Origin of the sequence: Actinomadura chokoriensis, assembly GCF_039529475.1 — a bacterium.
Taxonomy (GTDB): Bacteria; Actinomycetota; Actinomycetes; order Streptosporangiales; family Streptosporangiaceae; genus Spirillospora; species Spirillospora bangladeshensis.
Genome location: NZ_BAAAMW010000001.1, coordinates 471,330 through 489,656, shown reverse-complemented (window position 1 = coordinate 489,656; position 18,327 = coordinate 471,330). Strand labels below are relative to the sequence as shown.

Sequence of the window (18,327 nt, the reverse complement as noted above, 5' to 3'; positions counted from 1 at the left end):
TGCCATGAGGCCGCCCGTGACCGCGGGCGGCGCGCCCGGGACGAGGACAACCCGGAGCAGCAAGGAGCAGTCGTCGTGGCGAGCGTGCCGAGCGTGTCGTACTCCATCACCGTCCGGCTGGAGGTCCCGGCCGGCGGCAGGGCCGTGAGCCAGATCACCCAGGTCGTCGAGAACGCCGGCGGCATCGTCACCGCCCTCGACGTCAACACCGCCGGCCACGAGACGCTGCGCATCGACGTGACGATCGCCACCCGCGACACCCAGCACGCCGAGGCGATCGCCGGGGCGCTGGAGGGCATCGAGTCCGTCAAGATCCACAAGGTCAGCGACCGGACCTTCCTGATGCACCTCGGCGGCAAGATCGAGATGCAGTCGAAGGTGCCGCTGCGCAACCGCGACGAGCTGTCGATGGCCTACACGCCGGGCGTCGCCCGCGTCTCCCTCGCCATCGCCCGCAACCCCGAGGACGTCCGGCGGCTGACCATAAAGCGCAACAGCGTCGCGGTCGTCACCGACGGGTCCGCGGTGCTCGGCCTCGGCAACATCGGCCCGGAGGCGGCGCTGCCCGTCATGGAGGGCAAGGCGGCGCTGTTCAAGCGGTTCGCCGGGATCGACGCGTGGCCGATCTGCCTCGACACCCAGGACACCGACGAGATCGTCCGGACCGTCCAGATCCTCGCGCCCGCGTTCGGCGGCATCAACCTGGAGGACATCTCCGCGCCGCGCTGCTTCGAGGTCGAGGCCCGGCTGCGCGAGCTGCTCGACATCCCCGTCTTCCACGACGACCAGCACGGCACCGCGATCTGCGTGCTGGCCGCGCTGACCAACGCGCTGCGCGTCGTCGGCAAGGAGCTCGGCTCGGTCCGCATCACGATGGCGGGCGCGGGCGCCGCCGGCACCGCGATCCTGAAGCTGCTGATGCACGCGGGCGCCCGCGACCTGATCGTGTGCGACTACCGCGGCGCCGTCCACAAGGGCCGCGACGACCTGGACGACTCGCTGCGCTGGATCGCCGAGCACACCAACGCGTCCGGCTACGCGGGCGACCTGCGCGGCGCGGTGAAGGACGCCGACGTGTTCGTCGGCGTCTCCGCCCCCGGCATCCTGAACGGCGACGACATCGCGACGATGAACGACGGCGCGATCGTGTTCGCGCTCGCCAACCCCGAGCCCGAGGTGGCGCCGGACGAGGCCCGCGAGCACGCCGCCGTCGTCGCGACCGGCCGCAGCGACTACCCCAACCAGATCAACAACGTGCTGGCGTTCCCCGGCGTCTTCCGCGGGCTGCTCGACGCGCAGGCCGACGTCGTCACGATGGAGATGCTGGCCGCCGCCGCCACGGCGCTCGCCGAGGTCGTCACCCCCGAGGAGATCGGCCCCAACTACATCGTCCCGAGCGTCTTCCACCCGGACGTGGCGACCCGCGTCGCCGGCGCCGTCCGCGAGGCCGCCGGCGGCCGCCCCCGCACCGAGGCCTGACCCCCGGCCTCGTCGGTTCGCCTCGTCGGTTCGCCTCGCCGGTCGGCCTAGTCGGTCTTCTCGCCGGCGAACATCTTCTCGCGGCGGCGGGGCCAGATCCCGCCGTACCAGAAGATGATCGCGCCGGTGAGGATGATGCCGACGCCGGTCGCGGCGCGCGCCCACAGGACGGTGTCGGGGCCGGTGTGCGGCAGGTTGCCCGGCGGCGTCTCGGTCGGCGCGCCCGCCCCCGCCTTCTTGCAGTTCGCCTTGACCGCCTTGGTCTCGATGCGCTTGTTCGCCCAGGTGACGGCGAGGTCGGTGCGGCGGTCCTCGCGCAGCTTGACCGAGACCGTCCGGGTCGTGCCCGGGCGGATCTGGCCGGGCTCGGCGGCGCCGCCGTCGTCCCGCTCGACGGAGAAGTCCTCGGTCTGCGTCCCGGTGTTGCGGATCTTGACGTTGACGGTGCGCTCGGGGCACGACACCGCGCCGATGCTCGCGGTGACCGGACGCGCGGGCGGCTTCGCCGTCCCGGACGTGGTGGGCGTGGCCGACGGCGACTTCGCGGTGCCGGACGCGCTCGGGCTCGCGGACGCGGTGGAGGAAGTCGGCTCCGCCGACCCGTCCGACTTGAAGAGCGCCGGGATGGCGATCAGCGCCCCGATCACGATGAACACGGCGGCGATGATGACCCTGGGCAACTGCATTCCGCTGTCCTCCCGGCGCGCACCAAGCGGATGGCCGATGATCCTAGATCATTCTTAACCCAGGACCTTGTGGTGCCGATATCCCCATCGATAGGAATGCGTAACAGGCTAACGAGCGAGGGGACGTGCCGCCGGAGGTCCGCGCAACGCATGATGGAACCCATGGAAGACGGCATCAGGGTGGGGCTCCTGCTGGTGGCGACCCCTCAGCTGGAGGATCCGAACTTTCGCCGCAGCGTCGTCCTGCTCGTCGAGCACGATGTCGGCGGCGGGACGCTCGGAGTTGTCCTCAACCGGCCGACCGAGGTTCCCGTCGACCGGGTCCTGCCGCCGTGGGGCGATCTCGCGACCGGGCCCGCCGTGGTGTTCCAGGGCGGCCCGGTCGCACTGGAGCACCCGCTCGCCCTGGCCCGCCTCCCCGGCGAGGACGAGCCGCTCGGCTGGCGCGCCCTGGACGGCGGCGCCGAGGTGGCGCGGGTCGGGGTGGTCGACCTTGAGGCGCCGCCGGGGCTGATCGCGGCCGAGTTGCTGCAGCTGCGGGTGTTCGCCGGGTATGCGGGCTGGTCGGCGGGGCAGCTGCTCGGCGAGGTGCAGGACGGCTCCTGGTACCTGGTGCCCGCCGAGGCGGGAGACGTGTTCGCCGCCGACCCCGAGCGCCTCTGGCAGGACGTTCTGCGCAGGCAGGGCGGTGATCTGGCGTTCGTCTCCACTTTTCCCGACGACCCCACGCTGAACTAAGGTGAAGACGTGAGTACGAAGATCCTTCCCGAGAGCGACACCCAGCAGGATGTCCGGCCGGACCTCTCGCACGGTGACGGCGACCACGAGCGGTTCGCCCACTACGTGAAGAAGCAGAAGATCACCGAGAGCGCGGTGACCGGCACGCCGGTGATCGCGCTGTGCGGCAAGGTCTGGGTGCCGAACCGGGATCCGAAGAAGTACCCGGTCTGCCCGGAGTGCAAGGAGATCTACGAGTCCATGCAGCCGGGCGGCAAGGGCGACAAGGGCGAGTGACCCGCCGCTGAGGCGCGGCGGGCGGCGCGCCGCCGTTCCGGGCTGCGCGCTTCCGGGTCCCGCGGTGGGGGCATACCGCGGGACCTCGGACTTCTGACATACGGCTTCTGACATACGGGCCCTCTGTGCTGGAGGGCTTCTGACATACGGGGGATGAATGCGGCGGCTGGCCGGGGTTTCGCTATGCGCACTGATGACCACGGTGTGCACCGTTCCGGGTGCGGTGGGTGACCGGCCGCGAGTACGACCCGTACCGGCCGCCGCCCGGGACGGTGCCGCCGTACGGCACGGCGACTGCGTGCACCGCTCGAACGCCCGGACCGTCCGCCCGCGCGACCGGGCCGACCTCGGCCGCGACCAGGTCGTCGGCATGCTCGCCGACCTGCGCCGCACGCTCCTCGACCGGTTCGGGACGTCCGACGAGGGGCGGCTCGACGCGTCCCGGCGGATGGCGCGGCGCCTGGTCGTCCCGGTGCGGTTCCACGTCGTCCACAGCGGGCGGAGCGGACGGCTGTCGAAGAAGGCCGTCCGGCGGCAGATCTCCACCCTGAACGCCGCGTACGGGGGCAGGAAGGGCGGCGTCGACACCCGCGTGCGGTTCCGCCTGGCCGGGCTCGACCGGACGGACAACGCGGCCTGGTTCCACGCCCCCGAGCGCCACGAGCGCGCGATGAAGAAGCACCTGCGCAAGGGCGGGCGCGGCACGCTCAACGTCTACACGGCCGCCGCCGGGTCGGACGTCCTCGGCTTCTCCACCTTCCCGCAGTGGTACGCGGAGGACCCGCGCATGGACGGCGTCGTCATCGACTACCGCAGCCTGCCGGGCGGCTCGTACGGGCCGTTCGGCCGCGGGTACACGGCCGTCCACGAGATCGGGCACTGGCTCGGCCTGCTGCACACGTTCGAGGGCGGCTGCGTCCCGCCGGGCGACGGGGTGGCCGACACCCCGTACGAGGCGGAGCCGGCGCAGGGCTGCCCGGACTCCCGCGACACCTGCCCGCAGCGCGGCGACGATCCCGTCCACAACTTCATGGACTACGCGCACGACTCGTGCATGCACTCCTTCACCGCAGGTCAGGGCCGCCGCATCCGGGCGTCGTGGGCGGCGTACCGGTCCCGCGGGCACGGCCGGCACCGTGTGGATCCGGGCACAGCCGGGCCGACCGGGGCACGAACTGTCGGTGCGGCTCGGTAGCCTTCAATGACCGTGAGCACCTTCGCCGCATCGAGCATGCCCCCCGCGTTCCCCGAACGGGCCGCCTGGGGGACGGCGTCGTCCCTGCGCGCCTGGCAGCAGCAGGCGCTGGAGGCCTACTTCGGGACGGACGGCTCCGAGCCCGGTCCGCGCGACTTCCTCACCGTCGCGACGCCCGGCGCCGGCAAGACGACGTTCGCGCTCCGCCTCGCCCGCGAGCTGATGGAGCGCCGCACCGTCCAGGCGATCACGGTCGTGTGCCCGACCGAGCACCTGAAGCGGCAGTGGGCCGAGTCCGCCGCCCGCGTCGGCATCAAGATCGACCCGGAGTGGCAGAACAGCGACGGCCCCATCGGCAAGGACTTCCACGGCGTCGCCGTCACCTACGCCACGGTCGCGGCCCGTCCCGCCCTGCACCGCAACCGCACCGAGTCGCGCAAGCACCTCATCATCTTCGACGAGGTGCACCACGCGGGCGACGGCCTGTCGTGGGGCGACGCCGTCCGCGAGGCGTTCGAGCCCGCGACCCGCCGCCTCGCCCTCTCGGGCACCCCGTTCCGGACGGACATCAACCCGATCCCGTTCGTCCAGTACGAGGAGGGGCCGGACGGCATCCGCCGCAGCCAGGCCGACTACACCTACGGCTACGGCCCGGCCCTGGCCGACGGCGTCGTCCGCCCGGTGATCTTCCTGGCGTACGCGGGGGAGATGCGCTGGCGCACCCGCGCCGGCGACGAGATCACCGCGACCCTCGGCGAGCCGCTCACCCAGGACCAGATGGCCCAGGCGTGGCGCGCCGCGCTCGACCCGAAGGGCGACTGGATCAAGCAGGTCCTGGCCGCCGCCGACCGCCGCCTCACCGAGCTGCGCCGCGCCATCCCGGACGCGGGCGGCCTGGTCATCGCCACCGACCACGAGACGGCCCGCGCCTACGCGGGGATGCTCAAGGCGGTCACCGGCCAGAGCGCGACCGTCGTGCTGTCGGACGACCCGACCGCGTCCAAGAAGATCAAGAAGTTCGCCGACACCGAGGACCGCTGGATGGTCGCGGTCCGCATGGTCTCCGAAGGCGTGGACATCCCGCGCCTCGCCGTGGGCGTCTACGCCACCTCGACCAGCACCCCGCTGTTCTTCGCGCAGGCGATCGGGCGCTTCGTCCGGGCCCGCAAGCGGGGCGAGACGGCGTCGGTCTTCCTGCCGTCCGTGCCGACCCTCATGGGCCACGCCTCCGAGATGGAGGAGGAGCGCGACCACGTCCTCGACCGTCCCGTCCGGGAGGACGGCCTCGACGACGAACTCCTGGCCGAGGCCAACCGCAAGCAGGACAACCCGGACGTGGGCGAAGAACTCCCCTTCGAAACGGTCGAGGCGTCGGCGACGTTCGACCGCGTCCTCTACGACGGCGGCGAGTTCGGCATGCACGCCCAGCCGGGCTCCGCCGAGGAGGAGGAGTACCTGGGCATCCCCGGCCTCCTGGAGCCCGACCAGGTGTCGGCCCTGCTGCGCAAGCGCCAGGCGGCCCAGATGGCCAGCGAACGCAAGCGCAAGACCGGCGACCCCCGCGCGGACCGCACCGCCGCCGAGGACATCGCCGCCCTGCGCCGCGAGCTGAACGGCCTGGTCAACGCCTGGAACCACCGCACGGGCCAGCCCCAGGGCGTCATCCACAACGAACTGCGCCGCGCGTGCGGCGGCCCGCCGGTCCCCCAGGCCAGCGCCGCCGAGATCCGCGACCGCATCGCCAAGATCCGCGACTGGGCCGCCAAACGCCGCCACTGACCTCGGCGGGTCACTCTGCCTTGGCGGCCTCCAGGACGGGGACCGCTGCGGCCCGGCGCGCGGGCAGCGCCGTGGTCGCGAGCGTCGCCGCCGCCGCGCCCGCCGCCACGGCCGGGAACAGCCACCACGGCGGGTCCGGCCGCAGGAACGAGCTGCCGGTGGTCACGTACAGCAGCGTCTGCGCGCCCATGGCGATCACGAGGCCGATGATCGTGCCGAGGGCGACCACGGTGGCCGCCTCCCAGCGGACGATCGCGCGGATCTGCCGCGCCGTGGCGCCCACGGCGCCGAGCAGCCCGAACTCGCGGGTGCGTTCCGCGACGCCCATCGACACCGTGGTCGCCATCCCGAGCAGCGCGAGCAGCAGGGCCATGCCGATGAAGGTGCGGGTCGCCCGCAGCGGCCGGGTGAGGGAGGACGACGCGGCGTCCACGTAGGCGTCGCGGTCGAGGACCCGGACGCCGGGCACCCCCGCCACGGCCCGCGCGAGGGCCTCGGACGAGCCGCCCCTGACCAGGACGGCCCGAGTCGCCGCGTTGGCGTCCAGCTCGTCCATCGTCGCCGGAGCGGCGAGCGCCTGTTCGGCGAACAGGTGGGAGGGGTCGTGGTAGGCGTCCGCCACCGTGAGCGCGACGCGGCCGTGGGCGGCACGCACGGTGATCTCCTGGCCAAGCCGCAAGCCCCGCTCCTTCATGACCGTCGACGACAGGGCGATCTCTCCGGGGCGCAGCGCGGGAGGGGCGCCGCCGAGGCGCAGCAGGTCGCGCAGCCCCGCCTGCTCGACGCCGGTGACCAGGAAGCGGAACGGTCCGGGGTCCTCGCCGGGGGACGGCGGCGGCGCGAGCGTGACCTCGGTCTGGGTGAGGGCGGTCGCGCGGGTCACTCCCGGTGCGTCCGCGACCTTGCCGACCACGTCGCGGGCGAGGGGCGCGGGGGCGCCTTCGGGGGTTTCGGCGGTGGCGGCGACGGCGTGCTCGGCCGCCATGACCTGCCGTCCCGCCTCCGCGAACCGGTCGTTCACCGACTGCGTCACCAGCGTCACCGAGGCGACCAGCGCGACGCCCAGCGTCAGCGACGACGCGGCGGAGGAGACCCGGCGGGGGCTGCGGGTGATGGTGGCGTGCGCGAGCCGTCCGGTCTCGCCGCCGAGCAGCCTGCCGGCGCGTCCGACCAGCCCGCCCAGCGGCGCGACGAAGAACGGGGTGAGGACGGTCAGTGCGGTCATGGCCGGCATGGAGCCGAACAGGACCATCAAGGCGACACCGAAGGTGCGGTCCTGGCCGGGCGGGTCGCTGACGCGGATCGCGGTCGCCACCGCCCACCAGAAGCCCGCACCGGCGAAGAGCGCGAGCGCGGCGAGCAGCCGGGGCCAGCGCCGCTCCGGGGTCTCGGCGACGGTGCTGCGCAGCGCCTGCACGGGGGAGACGCCGGCGGCGCGGCGCGCGGCCCGCCACGCGGCCAGCTGGGTGACGACGAGGCCGGCGGCGGCCGGGACGCCCAGCGCGACCCAGCCGAACCGGGGACCGGCGGCGGAGACGTCGAAGCCGTCCCGGGCGAACAGCCGGGTGATCAGCGCGGACAGCGGGAAGCCCGCCGCCACGCCGCCCACCGCCGCGATCGCGCCCAGCACCAGCGCCTCCAGCCGGACCAGCCGGCCGAGCCGGCGCGGCGTGGCGCCGATCGCGCCGAGCAGCGCCAGCCGCCGGGTCCGCTGCCGCACCAGCGTGCCGAACGTGGTGGCCACCGTGAACAGGCCGACGAAGACCGCCACCAGGGACAGCCCGCCGATGACGCCGGCGACCGAGGCGCCCTCGCCCGCCGCGGCGGCGGCCTGCGCGTCCCGCACGGACGCCGCGGTGCGGACGGTGGCTGCGCCGCCGAGGTCCCGGGCCAGCTCGCCGCGCAGCCGCTCGGCGGGCACGCCGGGGGCGGCCTTCAGCCAGACGCTCTGCCATGTGCCCGCGGGCAGCCGCGCGGCGCGGCGTACGGTCTCGGGCGGCGCCAGCACGAGGTTCCCGGCGGCCACCGCGTCCCGGCCGTGGACGGTGACGACCCCGGTGACCGTCACCCGCCGCGTCTCGCGGGGCAGCGTCAGCGTCAGGGCGTCACCGACACCGGCCTTCCCGGCGCGAGCCATGTACCGAACGACCGCCACTTCTCCGTCGGCAGCGGGGGCGCGGCCCTCCTCCAGCCGGTAGGGGGCCAGTTCCGGATGGGGCACCCAGGGGCGCAGCAGCGTCCGGCCCTCGGCCGCCGCCGTGATCGCGCGTCCATCGGAACCGGTGGCGGTGACCGCCACCGCGGCGTCCCCGGCGGCGGCCGCCACGCCGGGCCTGGACGCGACCCGGTCCAGCCGGACGCGGCCGTCCGGCGGCGCGCTCGGGTCGTCGGGATCCGCCGTCCCGCCCTGCACGAGCACGTCGGCGCGGAAGTACTCGCTCGCGTCGCCGCCCGCCACCGCCTCCTGCGCCCGCAGCGCGAACTGCAGCGAGCCCGCGATGAGCGCGATCGACCCCAGCGCCGCCAGCAGGGTCGCGGCCAGCCGCCACCGCCCCTCGGCGACCGAACGACGCGCAATGAGCCACATGGCGCCCCCCATGGCGTCCCCCAACCCGATCACACAAGATAATCTCAACTGAGACTATATCGTGCGAGAGCGGACTCCGCCGTCGAGCGGGCGTGAAGTCATGGTGCGGCTGATCGCGGCCCGAGTACGCTACGCCGGAGTCCGAAGGGTAGGTGGCAGGCATGGCCGACGTGGTGTTGGACGAGGTCATGGGCGAGTTGGCCGGGCTCGAGGATCCTAAGATCCGCGCGGTGAACGCGAAGCACGGTGACGACCACGGCGTGAATCTGAGCAGGCTGCGGGCGCTTGCCAAGCGGTTGAAGACGCAGCAGGAACTCGCGTGCCGGCTCTGGGAGACGGGCGACGGCGCGGCGAGGCTGCTGGCGATTCTCGTCTGCCGTCCCAAGGCGTTCGGGCGGGACGAGCTGGACGCCATGGTGCGCGAGGCCCGCACGCCCAAGGTGCACGACTGGCTCGTCAACTATGTGGTGAAGAAGAGCCCGCACTCCGAGGAACTGCGCCTGACCTGGTTCGCGGACCCGGATCCAGTGGTGGCGAGCGCCGGCTGGGCGCTCACCACCGAACGCGTGGCGAAGAGGCCCGGCGTCCTTGACCTTCCCGGTCTGCTCGATGTCATCGAGGCGGAGATGAAGGACGTGCCGGAGCGCCTGCAGTGGGCGATGAACGCCTGCCTGGCCCAGATCGGCATCGACCATGCCGAGTACCGCGCTCGCGCCATCGACATCGGTGAGCGCCTGGAAGTGCTCAAGGACTACCCGACCCCGCCGGGCTGCACTTCCCCGTTCGCGCCCATCTGGATCAACGAGATCGTGCGCCGCCGGCACGAGGAGTAGGGCCGAACGACCGATCGGACGGGTGCCTCGGCGCGTGACAGGCTGCCGTCCGGGTCCGGGACGGGGCAGTGATCAGCCCCCGGACCGGTGACCGTCTGGCGGGGGTGACGGCCGGACCGCAGCGGGCCATGACGGTCGCCTGGCCCAGCAGGCATGCGGCGAGTGCGGTCATGACGGCCGCGTACGCGGGCGCGGGCCAGTGGGCGTTCGTGAGCGCCAGATGGACGAGGAGGGAGAGGACGATCCCGCGGCCGACGATGGCGATCGCGGCGATGAGGTGCTCGTCGCGCCGCGCGCCCCGCTCGGCGGCCAGGGCGCGGAGGAGCAGCAGCGCGGCGGTCAGGTACGCGGCGTTGACGGCGGCGAGGTGAACGGTGGGGTGCCGGACGGCCGCCACCAGCACGACCGTCCCGGCGATCCAGCAGAGGGCGCTGAACGCGCAGGTCCAGCGGCGGCCGTGCCGGACCAGGAACGTCCGCTTGCCGAACATCTCGTCACCGCGGACGTCGCGGAAGTCCTTGAGCAGGATCCGGCCGATGAAGCCGACGTAGAGCCCGGCGAGCAGCAGCAGGTCGTCCCGTCCCAGCGAGTCGCGTACCGCGAAGATGCCGATCAGGTAGGGAACGGCGACAAAGCAGGCGGGCAGCACGAGCGGCGCCACCACGCCGCGGGCGGCCAACCGGACCGGACGGAGCGAATATCCGGCGCTGACGGCCAGTCCCAGCAGGGTCACCACCGAGGCCGGCCAATGCAGGGTGAGGCTCGCCAGCAGCGCCAGGACACCGGCGGTGGCGCCGATCAGTGCCATGTCCCGGCGATGCGCGGTGCCGGCGGCGAGGGGACGTCCCGGGTCGCCGGGCAGGTTCACCCGGTCGATGGCCGCGTCGGCGAGGTCGTTGCAGGCCACCGAGAACACCAGGAATCCGAAGACCACGACGAGCGCCCGGGCCAGCAGGACGCGGTCTTCGCCGTGGCCCGCCTGGGCCAGCCCGGTGACGGTGAAAAGCCCCAGCAGGACCACGACCGCCGGACGGGCCAGGCGGACGACCAGGAGCAGCCGCGCGATCACTTGTTGCTCCCGAAATTGGACATGGTGGTGACGGCGAGGACGAAGGCGCCGATGACCGCCAGCCCGCCGATGGCCAGGATGACCGCGATCACGATCGCCACCCCGGTCACCAGCCTGCGAATCGCGCCGCCGGAAGATTGCCGGTCCATTTGCCCGAACCTGCCACAGGCCGCCGTCCGCCACATGGGGTCACCTACTCAGTTCGACTGAGTACCTCTACGTGAATGGCCGAAATATCGGCGCCGGCCAGAGCGGAGCCCAGGTGATATCCGGGCCCGGGCAAGGGCGGACGGGCCACGGTGGTGCTGTGGAGCCCCGGCGATGCTGGCCGTGGCCGGGGCGGAGACGTGGGTGGGGCTTGACCAGGCCCTGCGCACGCACGCGACGGTCCTGCCGGAGGGCGATGAGCTTTCCTGGTTGGTGGCCGCCTGCTCACGGGACGGCCATCGGCGGGAGTCGGCGGTCGCGGATCCGGCGATGGGCGCTGGCGAGTGGTCGCTGCCCGTTCTGGTGCTGCGGACCGCCGACTGGGCGCCGCAGGCACGTGAGCGCGCACGGTTCGGCGGCTGGCGTATCGGCTCTGGCTGGCGCCGGGTCGCGCCCGGCATGAGGAGGTCATGCGTGCCGCCTTGGGCGAACGCGATGGTGTCTGCCGGCTTCGCTGCGCGGAGTAGCTGACGTTCGAAGCCGTCCGCGAACGGCGTGTTGACGTCCTGGAACGGCTGTTGAGCCGGGGCGACACGAGGGGCAGGATCCAGATCGTCGGCATGCTCGCCGATCCGGCTCCGGTCGTGGTTCGTGCGGTCGAGCGGGCGCTGCATGGCGGGCCCTATCAGGGTTCGGCGCCCGCCGCGCCGATCACTGCGGCCGTTCCGCCCCGGGCCCCGGGAGGTCGGCCAGGAGCATCGTGACGATGTCGTCGATGATCGCTGCGGCCTCCCCGGCGGGCATGACCTCGGGAACGGTGTCGGCCGGGCCACGCCGGAGATCGAGCCAGCCGAGGTAGGTCGTGTAGGCGATCACCGCACGGCGCCGCGCGGCCGCCGGGGGCAGGCCCAGTTCCCGGTAGAGCGCGGCGATGTAGCCGATGCGCTGCGCCGTGACCCGGTGCAGGACCGGCATGACCACCGGATGGTCGGCGTGCGCCATCAACGCGGGCTGCAAGCCGGGCACGGCCTCGTTGTCGAACGCGCCCCGGATCAGCCGTTCGAGCCGCTCGGCCGGGTCGCCGATGCCGTCCAGTTCCTCGATGACCCCCGCCGTGGCCTCCCGCTCCCACTGCTCGAGCGCCGCCTTGAGCAGGGCGTCCCGGTCGGTGAAGTGCCAGTAGAAGCTGCCGCGGGTCACGCCGAGGCCGCGGGCGAGCGCGTCCACCCGGACGGCCCCCACACCGCCCTCGACCAGTGCGCGCAGCGCCGCGTCCGTCCAGTCCTGAGGTGCGAGCCGTGCCCTTGACATGTCCATACACTACTGTATGGTACGAACCATACAGGGGTGTGTGGACGCCGATCAGGGATGCGAACCGACCATGCCCAGTTCCTCGACCAGCGGCGCGGCCGTCCGCGAGATCGCCGGCAGGCTGATGGAGCGCGCCCACTGGACGTCCGGGCGGCTGGCCGCTCACCAGCGCGAACGCCTCGACGGGCTGGTGCGGCACGCGGCGGCGAGGTCGCCCTACTACCGCGGCTTGCTCGGCCCCGCCGCCGCGCGCGTCAGCGGCGTGCGACTGCGGGACCTCCCCACATTGCCCAAGGCGACCCTGATGGAGCACTTCGACGAGATCGTCACGGACGTCCGGGTCCGGCGGGGCTCTGCGGGGGCGGACCCCGCCGGCTCCCGGCTCGCCGGGGGGCACCGCGCGTTCGCCACGTCCGGAAGCACCGGCCGGCCCGGCGTCATCGTCTACTCCGACGCGGAGTTCGCCGTCTGGACCGCCTCCCACCTGCGCATGCTGGCCGGCATGGGGATCACGCCCGCCATGCGCGCGGTCGGCATCGGCGCGCCGAGCCCCGCCCACCTGTCCCGGCAGATGCTCTCGGACGCGGCGGCGGGACAGGCCGGGGCCGCCCCCGACCTCAGCGTCGCCACGCCGATGTCCGCAATGGTGGCCGCCCTCAACGACTACCACCCCGACGCGATCTCCACCTTCCCGAGCACCGCCGCGCTCCTGGCCGAAGAGCAGCTCGCCGGACGGCTGCGCATCGCCCCGGCCGTCGTCGCCGTCGGCGCCGAAGTCCTCACCGACGACATGCGCCGCCGCATCCGCGAAGCCTGGGGCATCGAACCGCACCAGGCCTACCTCGCGGGGGAGGCGCCCCTGATCGCGTCGACGCTCACAGGGCAGGCGGACATGCGTTTATGGGAGGACCTGCTCCTGCTGGAAGTGGTCGACGCCGAGAACAGACCCGTCGCCCCCGGCGTCCCGGGGCACAAGGTGCTGATCACGAACCTCGTCAACCACGTCCAGCCGCTCATCCGCTACGAACTGACCGACATGGTCACCTGGTCATCGGGCCCCGCCGGGCAGCCCTTCCGCGTCCTCTCGTCCATCGAAGGCCGCAACGACGACATCATCGCCCTGCCGACTCCCAGCGGTGGCAAAGTAGCCATCCAGCCAGTACTGCTACGGGCACCGTTCACCACGTTCCCCGAGGTGAAGCAGTTCCAGGTCACCTATGACGGCGAAGAACTGACCGGACGAATCGTGCTCCGCACCAGTTCCCCGCCGGACACACCCGCCCGCGTGCGCACCGCACTCGCCCGCGAACTTCGGAAAGCCGGCGCGACACCGCCGCCGATCACCATCGTCCCCGTCCCGGAAATCCCCCGCGAAGGCGGCCACGCGGCCAAGTTCAAGCTCATCAAGAACAACACCCGCTGACCGCTCCCGTCCGGCAAACCCGCCGGTGCCGGGAATCACCCGATGCCGTGACCTTGTCGCCACCGACGGCTTCTTCGGATTCGACCAGTGGTTCGTTTTCGATAGCCCCGTTCGCAGTCTAGGAATTCAGGCTGAGTCGGTCGCCGAAGGGGAATCGGTCGTCTTCGTCGTGCGGTAGCGCGGTGCGGACGAAACACCGGTACAGCAGCAGTTCGCGGCGCTCGTCAAGGGGATCGGGGGAGGTGAGGCGGTCGGCAGGGTCGGCTGGAGGGTCTTCGCCGATGTCCACTTCGCCGTCCCAATTGAGGTGCAGGCCGTCTTCGTCTGAGTAGAAGCGGGGGAACTTCGTGCGCCATTGCGAGTTGGAACCCCAGCCGTCCGACAGGTCACTGGTCGAACGCGGCTCGCGGCGGAAGGGAGAGAACGCCCCGGCGTGCTCGAATGGCGTCAGCCCGATGTCGGTGAAGAAAGTCGTGTACGCGGCGCGCCCGTCACGCTCCAGCGCGTACAGCTTCATGATGCCCCACAGTTGTTCGTCATCTCCCGAGTACCCGCCGGCGGGTATCCGCTCCCGCCTGCGCAGGGGCGCCAGATCGGCGAGGTGGGCTGCCGCCGTCCGGCGCTGACCGGCCAGATAGCCCCAACGTCCCGCGTCGTCATGGTGGTCGTGCAGCCCTTCGTACAGGCGGCGGAAATACCACCAGTCGAGTTCCATGGCGCGATCATGGCCCCGTCCGGGAAGCAGCGGCAACGCCATTACGTGACGGTTGCCCGGTAGGTACCGTGCACATGTGGCGGAAACCTGGGACGAAGCGCAGCTCATCGCGGACGGCTTCGAGCGTGCGTACACCGAGCTGGATTGGTACGACGGACCGCGCGCCGGTATCGCCGATGTCGGTGGCGAGCCCCACTACTTCGAGCGCTACGACGATTACGACGACTACAACGATGACCACGACGACCGCCCCGATGAGGAGTTCAAGGTCTGGCCCGCGAGCAGTGCGGCGCTCGAGTTGGAGCGCGAGCAGTGGCGGATCTTCGCCCGGTGGTACGAGCGCCATGACGCGGGAGCGGCGAAAATGGAGACCAATCCGACCTCGGGCGGGGTCGACGCCCGCTACGACGAGCTGGAGTTGCTCCTGGCGCGGCACCGGCAGGCGCCGGACGACACGAGGCGACTCGCGGGCGAGGTGCGGTACTGCGGAGCAGGACCCTATGCGGTCGAGGGGCCGAATTACTGGTTCCGGTGGCGTCCAGGTAGGTGAAAAGCGCCGGGAGCGCCGCGCTCTGTCGTTCCCCGGTGGCCGGTACGTCCGCCGCACGCCGTCCGGTCAGCGGACGGCGGGAGTCAGGCTCAGGGCCTTGATGATGTGTGCGACCGTCTCCTCCGGGGTGCCCGTGATGGGGGCCAAGAGGACGTCCTCGTCAGGGGACGGGAGTTCCAGGTCGGCGAACTGGGTGTCCAGGAGCTCCGCCTTGAAGAAGTGGCCCTTGCGGGCCTTCATGCGGCCCGCGATGAGGTCGCGGTCGCCGTCCAGGAGCACCATGGCCACGTCCGGGTTCCCGCCGGCCAGCAGGTCGCGGTACTTGCGCTTCAGCGCGGAGCACGTGACGACGCCGGGACGGTCGGCGGCGAGGCGCTCGGTGATCCAGGCGGCGATGGAGCGGAGCCAGGGGAGGCGGTCGTCGTCGGTGAGGGGGTGGCCCGCCCGCATCTTCGCGATGTTGGCCTCGGAGTGGAAGGCGTCGGCCTCGGCGTAGTCCCAGCCGAGGCGTTCGGCGAGCAGGGTGCCGATGGTGGTCTTGCCGCTGCCGGACACGCCGGCGACCAGGATGACCTTGGGGGGTGAGGTCGGCATGGTCAGGCGCTCACCACCGGGGCGCCGGACAGCGTGACGCCCTCCGCCCGCAGCTCGTCCAGCGCGCGGTCGACGGTGGTCTTGCCGACGCCGGCGGTGAGGTCGAGCAGCACGGTGGTGCGCAGGCCCGCGCGGGATGCGTCGACCGCGGTGGCCCGGACGCAGTGGTCGGTCGCGATGCCGACGATGTCGACGGTGTCGACGCCGCGGGCGCTCAGCCAGTCCGACAGCGGCGTCTCGTCGTCGGAGAAGCCCTCGAAACCGCTGTAGGCGGCCGTCTCGCGGCCCTTGCTGAACACCGCCTCGATGGGGGCGAGCGCCAGGTTCGGGTGGAAGTCGGCGCCGGGGGTGCCGATCACGCAGTGCGGCGGCCAGGAGTCGACGAAGTCGGGTTCGGCGGAGAAGTGGGCGCCGGGATCGAGATGGAAGTCGCGCGTCGCGACGATGTGCGCGTAGTCGGCGGCGCGCCCGGCCACGTGCTCGGAGATGCCGGCGGCCACGCCGGCGCCGCCGGCCACGGCCAGCGAGCCCCCCTCGCAGAAGTCGTTCTGCACGTCAACGATGATCAGAGCCTTCTTGCCCATGACCGCTCCCTGTTACCGGTTGCCCCGCAACCGACCGTACCCCAGGCCCGCGTGGATACGGCGTTATGGGCGGGGCCCGCCGTTGACGGATTCGGTGGGGACGGCGGGCTCGCCCTTGGACAGCTGGAGCGCCGTCGCCGGCAGCTCCGAGATCGAGCGGGCGTGCCGGTCCCTGGCGTCCTGGAGCGACTCGCGCCCGACGATCTCGCCGTCGCGGACGAGCGGCACCTGCAGGACGCGGTCGCGGGGCCCGTGCGCCGCCGGGCCGGTGGAGACCGTCTCGGCGTAGGCGACGCCGTGGCCGTCGATGCGGCGGACGGCCGTCTTGCGCCCGCCCCGGCTCGGCTTGCCCGTGGAGCGCTTCGCGACCGGGCGCATGGGGGCGGCGTCGTCCGGGCCGTCGGAGCGGGCGACGAGCTTGTAGACGAGGGACGCGGTCGGCGCGCCCGAACCGGTGACGAGGGACGTCCCGACGCCGTAGCCGTCCACGGGGGCGGCGGCGAGCGCGGCGATGCCGTACTCGTCCAGGTCGCCGGTCACCACGATGCGGGTGCCGTGCGCGCCGAGCGAGTCGAGCTGCTCGCGGACGCGGCGGGCCATCACGCCGAGGTCGCCGCTGTCGATCCGCACGGCGCCGAGGGCGGGACCGGCGAGTTCCACGGCCGTCCGGACGGCCCGCTCGACGTCGTAGGTGTCGACCAGGAGGGTGGTGCCGTCGCCGAGCGAGGCGAGCTGCGCCTCGAACGCGTGCCGCTCGCTGTCGTGCAGCAGGGTGAAGGAGTGCGCGCTCGTCCCGGCGGTCGGGACGCCGTACAGCCGGCCCGCCTCCAGGTTGGACGTGGTCGTGAACCCCGAGATGTAGGACGCGCGGGCGGCGGCGACGGCGGCGCGCTCGTGGGTGCGCCGCGACCCCATCTCGATGATCGGCCGGCCCTGCGCGGCCTGCACCATCCGGGACGCGGCGGACGCGATCGCGCAGTCGTGGTTCAGGATCGACAGCGCCAGCGTCTCCAGCAGGACGGCCTCGCCGAACGTCCCCTCGACCACCAGGATCGGCGAGTCCGGGAAGTAGCAGTCGCCCTCGGCGTAGCCCCACACGTTCCCGGTGAAGCGGTACTTCTCCAGCCACCGGGCGGTCGGCTCGTCCACGATCCCGCCGGCGGTGAGGAACTCCAGTTCGGCGGCCTCGAACCGGAACGCCTCGATCGCGTCCAGCAGCCGCCCGACGCCCGCGACGACGCCGTAGCGCCGCCCGGCGGGCAGGCTGCGCGCGAACACCTCGAAGACGGCGCGGCGGTCGGCGGTCCCGCTGCGGAGCGCGGCCTGCAGCATGGTCAGCTCGTACTGGTCGGTGAGCAGGGCGGTGCCGTCAGCAAGGTCCACAAGTGGCACCTTAAGCCCGACTGTGGGCACCATGGGGGTGCGGGCCCGCGCACCCGGCGGGGGAACGGCGCGTGGCATCGGGTGCGGCGGGCGGACCGAGAACGCGCAGAGAGGGGGCGATCCGGGCAATGAGCGCCATGAGCACGGCGCCCGCGCCGGTGGAGCTCGAACGGCCGGACGCCGAGGAGGACGTGAGCGCCGCCCGGCCCTGGCTGGCGATCGTCTGGAACGACCCGATCAACCTGATGTCGTACGTCACCTACGTGTTCCAGGCCGTGTTCGGCTACCCGAAGACCAAGGCGGAGAAGCTGATGCTCGACGTCCACCACAAGGGCCGCGCGGTCGTGGCGAACGGCACCCGCGAGGAGATGGAGCGGGACGTGGAGATCCTGCACTCCTACGGGCTGTGGGCGACGGTGAAACGGGACGACTGAGCCGATGACCGAGGTGGAGAAGACCCGCGAGGGCGTCCGGGTGCGGCTGGAGGCCGACGAGGCGGCGCTGCTGCGCACCCTGATGGAGCAGCTGCTCGCGCTGATCGGCGACGCGCCCGCCGCCGACGACGAACTGGCCGCGATGGGCATCGCGGAGAACGCCGAGAAGCCGGACGACCCCGTCCTCGCGCGGCTGTTCCCGGACGCCTACCGCGACGACGGCGAGGCCGCCGGGGAGTTCCGCCGCTACACCGAGATGGGGCTGCGGGACGGCAAGCGCGAGGCCGCCGGGACCGTGCTGGGAGCGCTGACCGACGAGGGCGCCGACGTCGTGCTGGACGACGAGCAGGCGCAGAGCTGGCTGCGCGCGCTGAACGACGTGCGGCTGGCGCTCGGCACCCGGCTCGACATCACCGAGGACTGGTACGACCAGGCCGACCGGATGGACCCGCTCGACCCGCGCGCGACCCTGTTCACCGTCTACGAGTGGCTGACGATGCTCCAGGACGGCCTCGTCCAGGTCTTGTGGGAGCCGTTGCCTTAA

At 72.5% G+C, this 18,327-nt stretch carries 20 protein-coding genes; 11 read left to right on the top strand and 9 right to left on the bottom strand.

Going from position 1 to position 18,327, the window contains the following annotated elements; translation table 11 throughout:
- The first annotated feature begins 75 nt into the window (after positions 1-75).
- Positions 76-1,479, top strand: coding sequence for an NAD-dependent malic enzyme (locus tag ABFX46_RS02380; RefSeq protein ID WP_346039669.1), 1,404 nt, complete (start codon positions 76-78; stop codon positions 1,477-1,479).
- Between the two features lie 47 nt (positions 1,480-1,526).
- Here ABFX46_RS02380 and ABFX46_RS02375 read toward each other — a convergent pair whose 3' ends face one another.
- Positions 1,527-2,165, bottom strand: coding sequence for a hypothetical protein (locus ABFX46_RS02375; RefSeq protein ID WP_346039668.1), 639 nt, complete (start codon positions 2,163-2,165; stop codon positions 1,527-1,529).
- Positions 2,166-2,327: 162 nt separating this feature from the next.
- Here ABFX46_RS02375 and ABFX46_RS02370 point away from each other — a divergent pair, with 162 nt between their 5' ends.
- From ABFX46_RS02370 to ABFX46_RS02355, 4 genes are all read left to right on the top strand, one after another.
- The gene (locus tag ABFX46_RS02370; RefSeq protein WP_163052437.1) at positions 2,328-2,903 is read left to right on the top strand and encodes a YqgE/AlgH family protein; all 576 of its coding nucleotides are present in this window, start codon (positions 2,328-2,330) and stop codon (positions 2,901-2,903) included.
- 9 nt (positions 2,904-2,912) lie between these two features.
- Positions 2,913-3,179 carry a DUF3039 domain-containing protein gene (locus ABFX46_RS02365; protein WP_131939198.1) on the top strand — a complete coding sequence of 89 codons (267 nt, stop codon included), beginning with the start codon at positions 2,913-2,915 and terminating at the stop codon, positions 3,177-3,179.
- Between the two features lie 298 nt (positions 3,180-3,477).
- Positions 3,478-4,374, top strand: coding sequence for a zinc metalloprotease (locus tag ABFX46_RS02360; RefSeq protein WP_346039667.1), 897 nt, complete (start codon positions 3,478-3,480; stop codon positions 4,372-4,374).
- 36 nt (positions 4,375-4,410) lie between these two features.
- Positions 4,411-6,153: a DEAD/DEAH box helicase gene (locus tag ABFX46_RS02355; protein ID WP_346039988.1), complete on the top strand. Its 1,743-nt coding sequence runs from the start codon at positions 4,411-4,413 to the stop codon at positions 6,151-6,153.
- 10 nt (positions 6,154-6,163) lie between these two features.
- On the opposite strand, the gene ABFX46_RS02350 is transcribed toward ABFX46_RS02355, so the two are convergent.
- Positions 6,164-8,740, bottom strand: coding sequence for an ABC transporter permease (locus ABFX46_RS02350; RefSeq protein WP_346039666.1), 2,577 nt, complete (start codon positions 8,738-8,740; stop codon positions 6,164-6,166).
- A 161-nt stretch (positions 8,741-8,901) separates the two neighbouring features.
- On the opposite strand from ABFX46_RS02350, the gene ABFX46_RS02345 reads away from it, so the two are divergent.
- Positions 8,902-9,573 (top strand): DNA alkylation repair protein, encoded by a 672-nt coding sequence (locus ABFX46_RS02345; RefSeq protein WP_346039665.1) that lies wholly within the window; start codon positions 8,902-8,904, stop codon positions 9,571-9,573.
- On the opposite strand, the gene ABFX46_RS02340 is transcribed toward ABFX46_RS02345, so the two are convergent.
- Positions 9,539-10,642: a UbiA prenyltransferase family protein gene (locus ABFX46_RS02340; RefSeq protein ID WP_346039664.1), complete on the bottom strand. Its 1,104-nt coding sequence runs from the start codon at positions 10,640-10,642 to the stop codon at positions 9,539-9,541. The genes ABFX46_RS02345 and ABFX46_RS02340 overlap by 35 nt on opposite strands.
- Entirely contained in the window at positions 10,639-10,791 is a 153-nt protein-coding gene (locus ABFX46_RS02335) for a hypothetical protein (protein WP_346039663.1), read from the bottom strand. Before ABFX46_RS02335 ends, ABFX46_RS02340 begins: the two co-directional genes overlap by 4 nt.
- Before the next feature lie 172 nt (positions 10,792-10,963).
- Between ABFX46_RS02335 and ABFX46_RS02330 the strand changes: the two genes are divergently transcribed.
- Entirely contained in the window at positions 10,964-11,320 is a 357-nt protein-coding gene (locus ABFX46_RS02330; RefSeq protein ID WP_346039662.1) for a hypothetical protein, read from the top strand.
- 180 nt (positions 11,321-11,500) lie between these two features.
- On the opposite strand, the gene ABFX46_RS02325 is transcribed toward ABFX46_RS02330, so the two are convergent.
- A complete protein-coding gene (locus ABFX46_RS02325) occupies positions 11,501-12,100 on the bottom strand; it encodes a TetR/AcrR family transcriptional regulator (RefSeq protein ID WP_346039661.1) in 600 nt (199 codons plus the stop codon).
- Between the two features lie 70 nt (positions 12,101-12,170).
- On the opposite strand from ABFX46_RS02325, the gene ABFX46_RS02320 reads away from it, so the two are divergent.
- Positions 12,171-13,523, top strand: coding sequence for a phenylacetate--CoA ligase family protein (locus tag ABFX46_RS02320; protein ID WP_346039660.1), 1,353 nt, complete (start codon positions 12,171-12,173; stop codon positions 13,521-13,523).
- A 118-nt stretch (positions 13,524-13,641) separates the two neighbouring features.
- Here the strand turns inward: ABFX46_RS02320 and ABFX46_RS02315 are convergent, their stop codons facing one another.
- Complete coding sequence (locus tag ABFX46_RS02315; protein ID WP_346039659.1) at positions 13,642-14,238, bottom strand: hypothetical protein; 597 nt, start codon at positions 14,236-14,238, stop codon at positions 13,642-13,644.
- A gap of 76 nt (positions 14,239-14,314) precedes the next feature.
- Between ABFX46_RS02315 and ABFX46_RS02310 the strand changes: the two genes are divergently transcribed.
- A complete protein-coding gene (locus ABFX46_RS02310) occupies positions 14,315-14,788 on the top strand; it encodes a hypothetical protein (RefSeq protein ID WP_346039658.1) in 474 nt (157 codons plus the stop codon).
- Between the two features lie 66 nt (positions 14,789-14,854).
- On the opposite strand, the gene ABFX46_RS02305 is transcribed toward ABFX46_RS02310, so the two are convergent.
- The 3 genes from ABFX46_RS02305 to ABFX46_RS02295 form a co-directional block, all read right to left on the bottom strand.
- On the bottom strand, positions 14,855-15,382 hold the full coding sequence (locus ABFX46_RS02305) for a gluconokinase (RefSeq protein WP_346039657.1): 528 nt from the start codon (positions 15,380-15,382) through the stop codon (positions 14,855-14,857).
- A 2-nt stretch (positions 15,383-15,384) separates the two neighbouring features.
- The gene (locus ABFX46_RS02300; RefSeq protein ID WP_346039656.1) at positions 15,385-15,966 is read right to left on the bottom strand and encodes an isochorismatase family protein; all 582 of its coding nucleotides are present in this window, start codon (positions 15,964-15,966) and stop codon (positions 15,385-15,387) included.
- Positions 15,967-16,029: 63 nt separating this feature from the next.
- On the bottom strand, positions 16,030-17,382 hold the full coding sequence (locus tag ABFX46_RS02295) for a nicotinate phosphoribosyltransferase (RefSeq protein WP_346039655.1): 1,353 nt from the start codon (positions 17,380-17,382) through the stop codon (positions 16,030-16,032).
- 104 nt (positions 17,383-17,486) lie between these two features.
- Here ABFX46_RS02295 and clpS point away from each other — a divergent pair, with 104 nt between their 5' ends.
- A complete protein-coding gene (gene clpS, locus ABFX46_RS02290; protein WP_346039654.1) occupies positions 17,487-17,783 on the top strand; it encodes an ATP-dependent Clp protease adapter ClpS in 297 nt (98 codons plus the stop codon).
- 4 nt (positions 17,784-17,787) lie between these two features.
- The gene (locus ABFX46_RS02285; RefSeq protein WP_346039653.1) at positions 17,788-18,327 is read left to right on the top strand and encodes a DUF2017 domain-containing protein; all 540 of its coding nucleotides are present in this window, start codon (positions 17,788-17,790) and stop codon (positions 18,325-18,327) included.